The following is a 13,305-nucleotide window of genomic DNA, read 5'->3' as shown; positions in this document are numbered from 1 at the left end:
GCCTGGCTAAACAGGGTTTAGTCAGTTGATGATTCAGTATTTGTTTCAGGTTTATCTAAGGCCGCTTGTTCAGCGGCTTTGGCCGCTTTTTGAGCCGCATTCCAGGCGTTCATCTCTTCGAAATAGGTATCCCAAACGCAAGGAGAGCACTGGCCTTCACAACATTCAAAATCTGCAGGGCGGGTTGGCTTTTCTAAGGTCATGGTGTCGTTTCATCTGTTTCAATTCCTACCATTTTACTCTGCTTTTAGTTTAGCGCCCAGTAAACATCAGTTGTAGAGCGCTTTTTTACTACCTGTCCGAACGGCTTTCTGAGACAATACAGCTCCTCGTAATAAGTTGTTCGAATTATTTCCATGAAGAAAACCGCCCCTGATCTTTTTTCCTATCCCCGTTACTGGGCTGAATGCTTCGGTGTTGCGCCTTTTTTACCTACCAGTCGTGCCGAGATGGAACAGCTGGGATGGGATAGCTGCGATATCATTATCGTTACTGGAGATGCCTATGTTGATCATCCCAGTTTTGGCATGGCTGTTATGGGCCGTTTACTTGAAGCTCAGGGGTTTCGCGTCGGCATTATTGCTCAGCCAGACTGGCGTAGCGCAGACGCTTTTAAAGCCTTAGGCAAACCCAATCTGTATTACGGGGTAACCGCAGGCAATATGGATTCGATGATTAATCGATACACTGCTGATCTGCGCATGCGCCACGATGATGCTTATACCGCGGGTGGAAAAGGCGGAGAGAGACCTGATCGGGCAGTCATTGTATATAGCCAACGTTGTAAAGAAGCTTATACCGATGTCCCGGTTGTACTGGGTGGAATTGAGGCAAGTTTGCGGCGGATCGCCCAGTATGATTACTGGAGTGATAAGGTGCGTCGCTCTGTGCTGATGGATGCTACGGCTGATATTTTGTTATACGGTAACGCCGAGCGGGCCATTGTTGAAATCAGCCACTGCCTGGCTGCAGGTAAAAGTATCGATGAGATGTGGAACCTGCGGGGCACTGTACATATTCGACAACAGGCTCCCGCGGGCTTCACTGAGCTGGATTCAACCCGGATTGACTGGCCTGGTAATATTGATAAATTACCCAACCCTTACGATTTTGGTAATGACCAGAGTGGTGCCGATAAGCTGATTGACCCTACGACTAAACGTTGTGGTGCTGACAGCTCTGTAACCGATGGCTCAGTAACGAATAGCTCAGTAACAGGTAGTCAGGCCTCAGAAACTGAGGTAGCGCCCATCAGAATCATTCCGATGCCGTTGAAGCGTAAAGAGAAGTTGTGCGCTGAAACTACCTATATTCGTCTGCCGTCATTCGAAAAAGTCGCTAAAGATCCTGCTCTCTATGCTCACGCATCAAGGGTGCTACATCAGGAATCAAATCCTCATAACGCCAGAGCCCTGATGCAAAAGCATGGCAATAGAGAGATCTGGGTTAATCCACCGCCGATTCCCCTGGAAACACCGGAAATGGATGGCGTATTTGGTTTGCCTTATCAGCGGGTGCCACATCCTGAGTATGGAAAGAATAAGATTCCCGCCTATGACATGATCCGTTTTTCGATCAACATAATGCGTGGTTGTTTTGGTGGTTGTACTTTCTGCTCTATCACTGAGCACGAAGGACGTATTATTCAGAGTCGCTCGCATGAGTCGATTCTGAATGAAATGGAAGCGATGCGGGATAAGGTGCCTGGATTTACCGGATCGATTTCTGATCTGGGTGGTCCGACTTCAAATATGTATTTTCTGAATTGTAATGATGATGAAATACAGTCTAATTGCCGTAAATTATCCTGTGTTTATCCGACCATTTGTAAAAACCTGGATACCGATCACAGTCGTACTACAGAACTGTATCGTAAAGCCCGTAAAATGAAGGGTATCCACAATGTCGCCATCGCTTCCGGTCTGCGCTACGACCTGGCAGTAAAAGATCCTGAATATGTTCGTGAGCTGGTTACCTATCATGTCGGTGGCTATTTGAAGATCGCGCCGGAACATAGTGAAGAAAATACCCTGACTAAGATGATGAAACCGGGCATGGGCACTTACTATGATTTCAAAAAAATGTTTGATCGTTTCTCCCGCGAAGCGGGGAAAAAACAGTATCTGATTCCATACTTTATTGCCGCGCATCCGGGCTGTGAAGATGAAGATATGCTGAGTCTGGCACTATGGTTAAAGCAAAACGATATCAAGGTGGATCAGGTTCAGAATTTCTATCCTTCGCCGATGTCGTTGGCTACCGCGATGTATTATTCAGAGAAGAATCCGTTAAAGCAGGTAACCTATAAGAGTGAACAGCTTTATATTCCAAAAGATAAGGAGCAACGTAAAGCACACAAAACATTGTTGCGTTATCACGATCCTGAAAACTGGCCGACTCTCCGCTTAAAGCTTAAAGAGATGGGGCGAGAGGATCTGATTGGAAATCGCACGGGTCAGCTGGTGGTTGCAGAGGAAGAGCCGAAAGGGCGTAAGGCTCAGGCTAAAGCTAAAGCCCATAACAAAGCTGTTGCAGGTAAAGGCGCCGCTAACGATGCTCGTTCTAAGGGACGTGCCAGTAGTTCGTCTGATAACCGGACGAAAAGCCGGGCATCGAATACTAAAACCGGGTCAGGTGTGCCGGGGCGGGGCAAAAAATCATCTGCACCGAAAAAAGGTAAAAAATCAGCGGGTCGTACCAGTATTAAACGACAGCAGCGCTAAGCGATGCTGTCGCCTGAATACAGCCTCTAATCTTAATCATATTTCGGCAGTTCAGATCAGGTCATAGGATTCGCTGAGTCGCCTCTTCAGGGAGCGTTGCTCCATATAGTCCTCAATCATCTGGCGTTTACGGGGCTTTTTGTATTCCCGCTTTCTGGGCGCCATATCAGACTCACTGCATAAATGATTATCCAGTTCGTCCAGCGTACCGATTGGCAGGTCATCCAGGCGAATTTTGCTACTCATTGTTCCATACTCATTGTTCCATACTCTGAAGTTATTAACGTTCAGCTTATAAAACCTCTTTTGTATGAACAGCAGATGACTTCGGTGTTAAAGTTTTATAACAAAAATGGATAACCGTTGTTATATAGCAAAGGCATGTAACTACAGCGGTGAAAACGACAAGGGAGTCGTGGATATAATCGGATGCAGGTAAGGGGCGGCTATGGCACCGCTCTAATCATCATAGAATTCACGTAGTTCACGTTCCAACTCACGCGCTTCTCTGAGCTGCTCTATACGTTTTCGTTTTTCCGTATCACAGCAGAATTTTTTCTCTTTGGCATCGATCTTTATTTCTGGATCAACCCAGTTGTCAGCGACCTCGTCGAGATCGGAAGTCTGTTCGTGTTTGTCTGTCATGACTTCGCTCTTCACATGTAATGTGTGGGACAAATGCTGCAGGATAAAACTGCTGCGCCAGTGTTTCACATGATCAAACTGGCCTATCTGACCAATTCGCGCCTAATCAGATTATGGGACAATATGGGCTGGGGTAAAATGAATTTTTTTATCTTAAACCAAGCGGTTATATGAGAATTTTGCGATTAGATTTGTTGGCGTAAAAAAGAAAAAAATGCTACCTCTCTGAGCTAACTAAAAGCTAGACAATAAAAAACGCCCTTAAGGGCGTTTAATAGAACAGGACGTACTTATGTGTGAAACCTTGTTATGAGCGTTTCTGTAAAGCTGCGATACGATCGTCCAGTGGTGGGTGAGTCGCCATCAGAGCCATCAGGCCGGTCTTCATGTGGCTGCTGATACCAAAAGCAGTCATCGTGGATGGCATCTGATCAGGTACCTCGTATTCAGCTTTAAGTCGCTGCAGGGCGCCAATCATCGCGTGAGGAGATGCCAGTGAGGCACCTGCTTCATCTGCTTTAAACTCTCTCTTACGGCTAAACCAGGCAACGATGGTGGATGCCAGAATGCCCAGTACGATCTCAGCAACGATAGTGGTGATGAAATACCCTAATCCGTGCCCCTCTTCATTTTTGAGAATAACCCGGTCAACAAAGTGGCCAATGATACGGGCGAAGAACATAACAAAGGTATTAACAACACCCTGAATAAGCGTCAGGGTAATCATGTCACCATTGGCAACATGACCAATTTCGTGGGCCAGAACTGCGCGAATCTCTTCACGGCGAAAGCGCTGTAGCAGGCCAATACTGACTGCTACAAGAGCGCTGTTTCTGTTCCAGCCGGTAGCGAACGCGTTGGCTTGCTGAGCTGGGAAAACCCCGACTTCTGGCATACCGATACCCGCCTGATCAGACAGCTCTTTTACCGTATCCAGTAACCATTGCTCATCGGCGTTACGAGCCTGGGTAATGATCTCTGTACGGGTGGAGCGCTTGGCCATAAATTTAGACAGGAGCAGTGAAACAATAGATCCGGCAAAACCAAATACGGCACAAAATGCCAGCAGGTTACCAAGATCCAGATCGACACCGTTAGCCTGAAGAGTTGAGCCAACCCCCAGTATGCTTAAGGTGACACTGGCCAACGCAATAACTGCAAGGTTGGTAAGAAGAAAAAGACCGATTCGCATCATGATTTTTAGAAGCTCTTTATGGTTATGTTGATCATATAGATATAGGCGATCGGTTTAAGTTTCAAGATTCAGACTGAATGATATTAAAAAACTGGCTCGCACATAGCTGTATCACTATAATCGCATTTTTTTATCCGGATGAATCATCATGCAACAAATACTGGATTTGATTACCGGGCAGTTCAATGCTGCCGAAGGTGAAGTACGCCGTTTGTTTCATGGCCGGGGCAGGTCCTATCCCGGGTATGAACAGCTGATTATTGATTTGTTGCCGCCGGTCGTTATTATTCGCTTATTTGCTGAGCATGACCCTGCCGTCATCGATGGTTTAGACGAATATTTCCGTCAACTTGCTGGTGACTATAAGCCTCAGGTGCTGGTGGTGCAGCATCGATACCGTCAGGATGATGTTATTGAAGTGCGCTGGAATCACTCGGATCTGGATCTTGATGATGTACTTCAGGTACAGGAGCTGGGCCTGAGCTATAACGTACGGCCTCTGCGTAATCAGAACAGTGGTTTGTTTCTTGATATGCGTGAGGGACGCCGCTGGGTAAAGGATCATAGTACAAATAAGCGGGTACTTAACCTGTTTGCCTATACTTGTGGATTTTCAGTTGCAGCCATCGCCGGTGGGGCGGATAAAGTGGTCAATCTGGATATGAGTCGCGGGGCGCTGAATACAGGCCGTGATAATCACCGACTGAATCAGCACCCGATGCAGAAGGTTCAGTTCTTGGGGCATGATCTGTTCCGTTCCTGGGGTAAGCTGCGCCGTGAAGGGCCCTATGATCTGATTGTTATTGATCCACCCAGTTTTCAGCGCGGCAGCTTCGTTGCCAGTAATGATTATAAAAAAGTGTTGCGGCGCTTACCTGATTTAACTGAGGTTGGGTCTGAACTTTTACTCTGTCTGAACTCTCCGCAACTTGATAGCCAGTTTCTGCTACAACTGGTTGAGGAATTCTGTCCGGAATTCAGTTTTGTTGAGCGTATTGAGAACCCGGTTGATTTCCCTGATATTGATCCGGAGCAGGCATTAAAGGTTCTGTTGTTCAAAAAAAGTTAAGAAAGTAATAAAACCCTATAAAATTAAGGTGGCTGAATAAGCCTGGTTATCGGTTTCTCTATTTTAAGCAGGAGAATAAATGGATCTGATCTGTCTGGATATTGAAGCGAGCGGTCTGGGACCGCGTTCTTATCCAATAGAAGTCGCCTGGAAAAGCCTCGCTGGCGCGAGTGATAACTTTCTTATCGATCCCTGTTCAGCTGATGAATGGGACTACTGGGATGACTTTGCTGAAGAGATGCATGGTATCTGTCGCTCAGAGCTATTGCGTGATGGCGTCGATGTGCATACCGCATGTGACCGTATGAATGCGGCGCTTGCTGATAAGCTTGTTCTGAGTGATGCCTGGGAGTTTGATTATTTCTGGTTACAACGGTTGTTTCAGGCTACAGGCAAGGCAATGACGTTCAAGTTGCAAGGGCTTGAATCTGTTTTGCAGCGCGAAGAGTTAATTCAGTATCAGTTTATCTGTAAAGCGCAGTTGCGCCGGCACCGGGCGATGAGTGATGTAGACCATATACTGCAGGCCATTCGAAGTGTGAAATTTGATCTGTAATGATCAGATGGTTGTGCAAAGACAGTTAAAAACTAGTTATAAAAAGAAAGCAGTAAAAAGGCAGCCTCTGGCTGCCTTTTTAGTCTGGGGTTAGATCAGAGCAGACCGTCCAGGCCTGAATCGACCTGCATCGCTTCTTCAGATACCGATGCAATATCTTGAGGTAAACCTGCTACTTCTGCCTCAGAACGAGGGAAGTTGGCTATAACCTCTTCAAGAGAGCGCTCTTTACGAATACAGGCGTTAACATAGCAGGCAACGTTTACAACAGCGCTTAGTGCTGTTGGTTGTTCGGCTTCTAGTGGACGCTTGTGGTGGCGTACTGCATCGCCAAGCTCAGCAGGGAACTTCCAGTGTGCCAGTAATGCCTGACCTGCCGCAGGGGTGGTAAAGTTGAGACGCTCCATCTCTGCTTCAGAGCGACTGCATTGAGACTCTTCAACCCGCTTTTGGATCGCTTCAGCCAGTTTAGGCTTAGCAATATGCAGTAATAGGCGGCCGATGTTATGAATTAAGCCAACAGTAAAGGCAACGTCCGGATCTACATTACGGCTCTTTTCTGCATACCATTTTGCCAGAGAAGCAACTCTGAAGGACTCAGACCAGAACTGTTTAAGATCCAGTCCCTCAACCTCTTTAACTGAGCCGGCAATGCCTGATGCGATAACCATGGTTTTAAGTTGAACCATGCCTAGCATAACGACGGCTTCGTCAATTGATGATACCTTGCGGCTCAGGCCAAAGTGGGCAGAGTTGACCAGTCTGAGAATTTTAAGGGACAGAGTTTGATCTTTAGTGACTTTTGAAGCTATTTCGCCGTAATCGGCGTTAGGATTATTCAGTTGCTGAATGAGTTCACGAACAATATCAGGAACGTTCGGCAGTTTGTGGGTTTGTTGTAACAGTTCGCTGACTTCCATAGCCACTCCTTAGATGTGCAAGGCTAGATACCGCGCTTAAAACTGTTGTTTAGACAGTGCGGCGTTTGACTATAGATTCTTCTTTGCAAAGCAAGTTTGCAACAGGATTAAAACTCATTATGGGGATGTTGGTTGATCCGGCTTGAATAAGCCGGACCGGGATAGTTTTGGTGAGTGTGTATCAGAGATTCAAAACATGCTTTTCGATGTGAGCACGCAGCTCCTCATACTGGCCAGCCTCTTCAGGCATGAAATAAAACTTGTAGAAGTTTCGTTCAACGATGCTGCCCTTAGTGTCGCCAATCTTTTCTTTAGTGCTTGAGTAGCGGTATGCCATCTGTAAGTGAATGACGCGGGTATGAGGTGAAACGGTTATTTCATGGTTCTCAAGGTCATAGCGGGTTTTAGTCTCTTTAATTGTGTAAAAAGAGATTTCCGCCGCATGGCCGAGGTTGATTAAAAAGTTACTTGTTACCGGAAGGATATGGTTTTTCTCCATTCCGTTGTGTTCCATATAGATGCCGCAATTCTTCTTGATCTTTATAAACATACTGATTCCGCAAAGTAGGTTATGTAGTTGATCTGATGTTTGAGTCAGGCCAGAGTATATGTCTGTTTTGTAACTCTAATGTTACAGAGTATAGGCCCTGTTAGGGAAATAAAAAAAGCGATCTTAATATTGCATTATGAGACCGCTTTCAGGGCTCTTCTTTTGAGCATGATTTTAAGGACTTATTCCTGAGAGTATGTCCGTAAGAATGTTGCAATCCGATCTATCGCGTCACATAGCTCATCTTCACGGGGCAGGAAAACCAGTCTGAAGTGTTGAGTGTCTGGCATATTGAAACCGCTGCCCTGAACAATCAGTACTTTTTGTTGCTGTAAAAGATCCAGTGCCATCTTTTCATCATTTTTGATTGGATGAACTTCGGGATCAAGTTTGGCGAAGAGATACATCGCACCATCGGGTTTGGTGCAGGACACCCCCGGGATATCATTCATTTTCTGCCACGCCATATCCCGCTGATCGTAAAGCCTGCCGCCGGGAATAATCAGCTCATTAATACTCTGGTAGCCGCCCAGTGCCGTTTGGATTGCATGCTGTGCCGGTACATTGGCACACAGGCGCATGCTGGCCAGCATATCAAGACCTTCTATATAGTCCCTGGCGTGGTGCTTAGGGCCGCTGAGGACCATCCAGCCAGATCTGAAGCCTGCTGCGCGATAAGCTTTTGACAGACCATTGAAGGTGATGCAGAACACTTCGTCACTGAGCGAGGCGAGTGGTATATGTTTCGCTTCATCGTAGGTGATCTTGTCATAGATCTCATCAGCAAAGACGATAAGATTAAACTCTTCAGCCAGGGCGATCAGCTGGCGTAGGACGGGCTCGGGGTACACCGCACCGGTAGGGTTGTTAGGATTGATAACAACGATGCCGCGGGTGCGTTCCGTAATTTTACTACGAATGTCATCGATATCAGGCGCCCAGTCGCGCTCTTCATCGCAGTGGTAATGAACAGGATTACCGCCTGACAAACTTGCCGCCGCAGTCCAGAGCGGGTAGTCAGGTGCCGGAATAAGCAGCTCATCATTATCGTTTAGCAGGCCTTGAGTGGCCATTACAATAAGCTCACTGACACCATTGCCCAGGTATATATCTTCAATGCCGACATTGATAATGCCTTTCTTCTGGCACTCCTGCATGACGGCTTTACGGGCAGAGAACAGGCCTTTGGAATCACAATAGCCCTGGGCTGAGGGGAGGTTGTATATCACATCCTGCACAATCTCTTCCGGGGCTTCAAAACCGAACGGGGCAGGGTTGCCGATGTTAAGTTTGATTATTCTCTGGCCCTCTTCCTCCAGGCGTTTTGCTTCCTGGAGAACGGGACCACGGATGTCGTAGCAAACATTGATCAGCTTGTTAGATTTTCTGATAACTGACATGGATTAATCCTGTAGCGGTTCCCATTAATAAACTATTATCGGTAACATATATTAAAAAGTAAGTTTTTATAAGAATTACAACAGATTACCGAAGGGCGAAAATAATACGCTGTTTCGGCTGTGATGCACAGTTACAGATGGTTTATTTTGTTTTGGGTATCTGTATTGGAGTTTTATATGGCAAATTCAGAATATAAAGTGAAAAAGTCTGAATCAGAGTGGCGCGAACAGCTGACACCTGAGCAATATCATGTTTGTCGGGAAAAGGGTACCGAGCGACCGGGTACCGGGCAGTATGATCAGCACTTTGTTGATGGTGAGTATCACTGTATTGCCTGTGGTGAATCGCTGTTTCAGAGTAGTTCAAAATTTGATGCCGGATGTGGCTGGCCCAGTTTTGATGCGCCAGCTGTTGCAGACAACATAGATGAGCACCGGGATGTATCCCACGGTATGGTGCGTACAGAGGTGGTGTGTCATGGTTGTGGTGCTCATCTTGGCCATCTGTTTCCGGACGGGCCGACTGATACCGGGATGCGGTATTGTATTAACTCAGTGTCGCTAGGCTTTAGCCCAAAAGAGGAGTAACGGGTGAAATCATTCCAATGGATCTATGATCACGTAGCAGCGCATAAAGCCGGTGAGGATATTGAGGCGCTGCTGCCGCAGGTTAAGAGTTCGCAACAAATTGCAGAAATAAGCGACGATCGAATGCTGTCGGAGATGTCGTTAAGAATCTTTAGGGCAGGTTTAAAGCACTCGGTGGTGACAGCCAAATGGCCAGCATTCGAGCGCGCGTTTTTCGGTTTTGACCCTGAAAAAATTGTGCTTATGAGTGATGAGCAGCTGGAAAATCTGATGCAGAATGATCAGATTATCCGCCATTGGGGGAAAATAAAATCGGTGCGGATAAATGCTTTTATGGTGACGGAGCTGGCGGCTCAGCACGGCAGTTTTGCTCGCTTTATTGCCGACTGGCCAGAGCAGGATATCATCGGGCTTTGGGCGTTTTTAAAGAAACAGGGCCAGCAATTGGGTGGCAAGTCCGGGGCTTATTTTCTAAGGCAGATTGGCAAGGATACCTTCATACTGACTGATGATGTGGTGGCGGCGCTCAAAGCTCAGGGAATAGTTGAAAAAATGCCGACGGCAAAGCGAGATCTGCAAATAGTTCAGGATGCATTTAACCGCTGGCAGCAGGAGTCTGGTCGGCCTATGGCACAGATTAGCCGGTTATTGTCTCATACGGTGGGTTGGTAACCCTGCCCGAATAATCCGGGCAGGGCAGGTACCTGGTATCTGTATTCAATAGGCTTACTTAGCCAGCTTTGTACTAAAAACTTAAGGTTGCTGCAGAAAGTTGATTAGCTGAGGGTCGTTAAAGGCCCTGCTGATCGACATCAGTATCACTTCGTTAACTATTTCCTGGTTATCCTTCAGTGATGGGGTGGTAGCGAATTGATACTCTTTGTCGGTCTGGTAGTTGCCGCTGTATTGCTGATCGTATTTATCGGCAGTCACTTTTATCGATGCGCTGAGCTGCACGCTTTGTAAGGCTTTCTGTGTGGCAGCGTATTCCAGTTCTTCGAGAATAATGGTTAATTTAGTATCCGCAGAGAGTGTTGGTGTAGCACCGAGTTTAACCAATGCGACTTTAGCGCCATCGGTTAACGCCTGAGTTGCTGGCAATGGCAGGTTTACTTCGGCACGATCACTCAGGCGGCTGATACGGAAGCCGATCAGGGCAGAGCTACGCATATCTTTACTGATCACCTCGACTTCCAGTTCGGCCGGGAGGCTGATCTGCTGGTTAACGGATGGGTGAAGAGGCTCTATTGATAGTTGATGTGGATTAAAGGTACTACAACCACTCAGCATCAGTAGTGCTGTTGTCAGGGATACTATCAAGGAGCCTGCGAATAAGCCCCGAACTTTCTCTGTGGGCACTAAAACGGCTTGATGCGCGAAAGGTAGCGCAGAGGAATGACGAGTCCTTACCAAGCTGCCTGACAAAGCAGGAAGTCGATTTAGTGCCCACCCGGCGGGGCTTTTAGAGCGATCCAAATTCTTCGTTAACGATTTTCGACAGGCAACCAGCATGTCTGTAATCGTTGCCTTGAACTTGAACCGCTCTGAAAGCCAGAGGCGTTTGGGGCTTGTTCGTAGGTTCCTTTGCATTCTGCCCATCTGATGTTACTCCTGGTCAGGTATAAGTTCGGGTTTAAGTTGTGATAAAAATTCGCTTAGATTATCAGCCAGCTTCCTGATAGGTTTCTTACCGGGTTGCTCCAGCCAGATCTCACCGGTCTGGTTGTCGACGCTCAGAAACTGATCCCCATCCGGTTCGGTGCAGGCAAAGAACAGCGTAGCAGGCTGTTTTCGTTTTTGCTTAGTCAACAGATGTCCGATCAGGTTCCCCCGTAATCTTTCACAGTCAGCCTCATTCCAGAGAAATAGCAGGCTAAGATCGCCATCCTGACAGCTGGCTGGTATCGGGTCAGACCAGATGCAGCTGTACCATTCGCGTATATCAGGATGAATGCTGTATCCGATAGCGGTTTCCAGTCGATCAAACATTGCCTGGCAAGGGTTGTTCTGATCAGATTGATGAGCAGGCTGCCACTCAATACGTTGTTGCTGATCAGGCTCTCCCTGATAGCAGGGGGAGGGCCACTCATTGTCATAATGGGTCAGGGGTAGTCGCCCACTGTTCTGTTGCTGAAGCTGAACAGATAGTGCAATAAATTGCTTCAGTTGTTGTGTTAGCGTTTGGCTCATAACTGTCTAATTATCATGATGTTAAAAAAAATTGGCTGAGATTTGTGCTATCCGTGGATTAGTATTTACTTATTGATCAGCCTGCATATAAAGCCTAACTATACGCAGCTTGAGGTCAGTAGGGATAGTGGATCCGGAACAATGTAAATTATTTGAGATAAAGGTTTGACAAGCCAGGCAAAATCCTTACAATTCGGCACTCGATTTAAGGGCGTGTAGCTCAGTTGGGAGAGCGTCGCCCTTACAAGGCGAATGTCGGGAGTTCGAGCCTCTCCACGCCCACCAATCGATATTGAAGCGAAGGCTTCAATCGCTACGGAATATTTTATTTCGTGGTTTGAACCAATCACTGTTTAGGCAATGAAGGGTTGCGGGTTTTAGTCCCGTTCTATGAGGTGTAAATCTCAGCCACTGCGGAGTGGTAGTTCAGTTGGTTAGAATACCTGCCTGTCACGCAGGGGGTCGCGGGTTCGAGTCCCGTCCATTCCGCCACTATTTTAGATGAACGGTTAGATTATCTGCCTGTCATCTATTTAGGTAACGGCTCGCGGTGAAAGCCCGACCATACCGCCACTTTCTTTTCGAAGTGCTGAAAAGATCGTATACAAGCCATCTACTTAGTGGGCGTGTAGCTCAGTTGGGAGAGCGTCGCCCTTACAAGGCGAATGTCGGGAGTTCGAGCCTCTCCACGCCCACCACTAAGTATGAAGCGAAAGCTTCAGCCACTGCGAAGTGTTAAGTTTCGTGGTTGGGGCCTGTCACTGTTTCGGCAATGAGAGGTCGCGGGTTCGAGTCCCGTACTATGAGGTGAAAATCTCAGCCACTGCGGAGTGGTAGTTCAGTTGGTTAGAATACCTGCCTGTCACGCAGGGGGTCGCGGGTTCGAGTCCCGTCCATTCCGCCACTATTTTAGATGAACGGTTAGATTATCGGCCTGTCATCTATTAAGGTAACGGATCGCGGCGAAAGCCCGGTTATGCTGCCACTTCTTACGATCGAAAGTGCTAGATCGGAGAAGTAAAACAGAAAGCCATCTACTTAGTGGGCGTGTAGCTCAGTTGGGAGAGCGTCGCCCTTACAAGGCGAATGTCGGGAGTTCGAGCCTCTCCACGCCCACCACTAAGTATGAAGCGAAAGCTTCAGCCACTGCGGAGTGGTAGTTCAGTTGGTTAGAATACCTGCCTGTCACGCAGGGGGTCGCGGGTTCGAGTCCCGTCCATTCCGCCACTATTTTAGATGAACGGTTAGAATGCCTGCCTGTCATCTATTTAGGTAACGGCTCGCGGTGAAAGCCCGACCATAACGCCACTTTCTTTTCGAAGTGCTGAAAAGATCGTAACAAGCCATCTACTTAGTGGGCGTGTAGCTCAGTTGGGAGAGCGTCGCCCTTACAAGGCGAATGTCGGGAGTTCGAGCCTCTCCACGCCCACCACTAAGTATGAAGCGAAAGCTTCAGCCACTGCGGAGTG

The 13,305-nt window shown here is 47.4% G+C and carries 14 protein-coding genes and 7 tRNA genes; 12 read left to right on the top strand and 9 right to left on the bottom strand.

The window, feature by feature from the left end; all coding sequences use genetic code 11:
• Nucleotides 1-17 precede the first annotated feature (17 nt).
• Nucleotides 18-203 (bottom strand): oxidoreductase-like domain-containing protein, encoded by a 186-nt coding sequence (locus EHS89_RS00105; protein ID WP_124924081.1) that lies wholly within the window; start codon nucleotides 201-203, stop codon nucleotides 18-20.
• Nucleotides 204-356: 153 nt separating this feature from the next.
• Between EHS89_RS00105 and EHS89_RS00100 the strand changes: the two genes are divergently transcribed.
• The gene (locus tag EHS89_RS00100) at nucleotides 357-2,723 is read left to right on the top strand and encodes a YgiQ family radical SAM protein (RefSeq protein WP_124924080.1); all 2,367 of its coding nucleotides are present in this window, start codon (nucleotides 357-359) and stop codon (nucleotides 2,721-2,723) included.
• 51 nt (nucleotides 2,724-2,774) lie between these two features.
• Here the strand turns inward: EHS89_RS00100 and EHS89_RS00095 are convergent, their stop codons facing one another.
• The 3 genes from EHS89_RS00095 to htpX form a co-directional block, all read right to left on the bottom strand.
• Nucleotides 2,775-2,969 (bottom strand): PA3496 family putative envelope integrity protein, encoded by a 195-nt coding sequence (locus EHS89_RS00095; RefSeq protein ID WP_124924079.1) that lies wholly within the window; start codon nucleotides 2,967-2,969, stop codon nucleotides 2,775-2,777.
• Nucleotides 2,970-3,182: 213 nt separating this feature from the next.
• Nucleotides 3,183-3,368, bottom strand: coding sequence for a hypothetical protein (locus tag EHS89_RS00090; RefSeq protein WP_124924078.1), 186 nt, complete (start codon nucleotides 3,366-3,368; stop codon nucleotides 3,183-3,185).
• Between the two features lie 307 nt (nucleotides 3,369-3,675).
• Nucleotides 3,676-4,563: a protease HtpX gene (htpX, locus tag EHS89_RS00085; RefSeq protein ID WP_124924077.1), complete on the bottom strand. Its 888-nt coding sequence runs from the start codon at nucleotides 4,561-4,563 to the stop codon at nucleotides 3,676-3,678.
• 148 nt (nucleotides 4,564-4,711) lie between these two features.
• On the opposite strand from htpX, the gene EHS89_RS00080 reads away from it, so the two are divergent.
• Both EHS89_RS00080 and EHS89_RS00075 read left to right on the top strand, forming a co-directional pair.
• Nucleotides 4,712-5,632 (top strand): class I SAM-dependent methyltransferase, encoded by a 921-nt coding sequence (locus tag EHS89_RS00080; RefSeq protein ID WP_124924076.1) that lies wholly within the window; start codon nucleotides 4,712-4,714, stop codon nucleotides 5,630-5,632.
• A gap of 79 nt (nucleotides 5,633-5,711) precedes the next feature.
• Nucleotides 5,712-6,188 carry a 3'-5' exonuclease family protein gene (locus tag EHS89_RS00075; RefSeq protein ID WP_124924075.1) on the top strand — a complete coding sequence of 159 codons (477 nt, stop codon included), beginning with the start codon at nucleotides 5,712-5,714 and terminating at the stop codon, nucleotides 6,186-6,188.
• Nucleotides 6,189-6,283: 95 nt separating this feature from the next.
• Here EHS89_RS00075 and EHS89_RS00070 read toward each other — a convergent pair whose 3' ends face one another.
• The 3 genes from EHS89_RS00070 to EHS89_RS00060 all read right to left on the bottom strand — a co-directional run bounded on the left by EHS89_RS00070 (nucleotide 6,284) and on the right by EHS89_RS00060 (nucleotide 9,058).
• The gene (locus EHS89_RS00070; protein WP_124924074.1) at nucleotides 6,284-7,108 is read right to left on the bottom strand and encodes an HDOD domain-containing protein; all 825 of its coding nucleotides are present in this window, start codon (nucleotides 7,106-7,108) and stop codon (nucleotides 6,284-6,286) included.
• Nucleotides 7,109-7,289: 181 nt separating this feature from the next.
• A complete protein-coding gene (locus tag EHS89_RS00065; protein WP_124924073.1) occupies nucleotides 7,290-7,658 on the bottom strand; it encodes a hypothetical protein in 369 nt (122 codons plus the stop codon).
• A 182-nt stretch (nucleotides 7,659-7,840) separates the two neighbouring features.
• Complete coding sequence (locus EHS89_RS00060) at nucleotides 7,841-9,058, bottom strand: pyridoxal phosphate-dependent aminotransferase (protein WP_124924072.1); 1,218 nt, start codon at nucleotides 9,056-9,058, stop codon at nucleotides 7,841-7,843.
• Nucleotides 9,059-9,235: 177 nt separating this feature from the next.
• Here EHS89_RS00060 and msrB point away from each other — a divergent pair, with 177 nt between their 5' ends.
• Entirely contained in the window at nucleotides 9,236-9,646 is a 411-nt protein-coding gene (gene msrB / locus EHS89_RS00055; protein ID WP_124924071.1) for a peptide-methionine (R)-S-oxide reductase MsrB, read from the top strand.
• Between the two features lie 3 nt (nucleotides 9,647-9,649).
• Complete coding sequence (locus EHS89_RS00050) at nucleotides 9,650-10,318, top strand: DNA-3-methyladenine glycosylase I (protein ID WP_124924070.1); 669 nt, start codon at nucleotides 9,650-9,652, stop codon at nucleotides 10,316-10,318.
• Between the two features lie 81 nt (nucleotides 10,319-10,399).
• On the opposite strand, the gene EHS89_RS00045 is transcribed toward EHS89_RS00050, so the two are convergent.
• Nucleotides 10,400-11,005, bottom strand: a complete 606-nt coding sequence (locus tag EHS89_RS00045; RefSeq protein ID WP_170167368.1) for a YajG family lipoprotein — start codon at nucleotides 11,003-11,005, stop codon at nucleotides 10,400-10,402.
• Between the two features lie 246 nt (nucleotides 11,006-11,251).
• Nucleotides 11,252-11,836, bottom strand: a complete 585-nt coding sequence (gene syd / locus EHS89_RS00040; protein WP_124924068.1) for a SecY-interacting protein — start codon at nucleotides 11,834-11,836, stop codon at nucleotides 11,252-11,254.
• 209 nt (nucleotides 11,837-12,045) lie between these two features.
• Between syd and EHS89_RS00035 the strand changes: the two genes are divergently transcribed.
• From EHS89_RS00035 to EHS89_RS00005, 7 genes are all read left to right on the top strand, one after another.
• Nucleotides 12,046-12,121: transfer RNA gene (locus tag EHS89_RS00035), tRNA-Val, on the top strand.
• A gap of 130 nt (nucleotides 12,122-12,251) precedes the next feature.
• Nucleotides 12,252-12,328: transfer RNA gene (locus EHS89_RS00030), tRNA-Asp, on the top strand.
• A 130-nt stretch (nucleotides 12,329-12,458) separates the two neighbouring features.
• Nucleotides 12,459-12,534 (top strand) — tRNA-Val (locus EHS89_RS00025).
• A gap of 129 nt (nucleotides 12,535-12,663) precedes the next feature.
• A tRNA-Asp gene (locus EHS89_RS00020) sits at nucleotides 12,664-12,740 on the top strand.
• 139 nt (nucleotides 12,741-12,879) lie between these two features.
• Nucleotides 12,880-12,955 (top strand) — tRNA-Val (locus EHS89_RS00015).
• A gap of 31 nt (nucleotides 12,956-12,986) precedes the next feature.
• A tRNA-Asp gene (locus tag EHS89_RS00010) sits at nucleotides 12,987-13,063 on the top strand.
• A 129-nt stretch (nucleotides 13,064-13,192) separates the two neighbouring features.
• Nucleotides 13,193-13,268, top strand: a tRNA-Val gene (locus EHS89_RS00005).
• Nucleotides 13,269-13,305 lie beyond the last annotated feature (37 nt).

Source organism: Amphritea balenae, assembly GCF_003858655.1.
Classification (GTDB): domain Bacteria; phylum Pseudomonadota; class Gammaproteobacteria; order Pseudomonadales; family Balneatricaceae; genus Amphritea; species Amphritea balenae.
The sequence above is the reverse complement of the archived record's forward strand: the minus strand, read 5'-3'. Positions and strand labels throughout refer to the sequence as shown.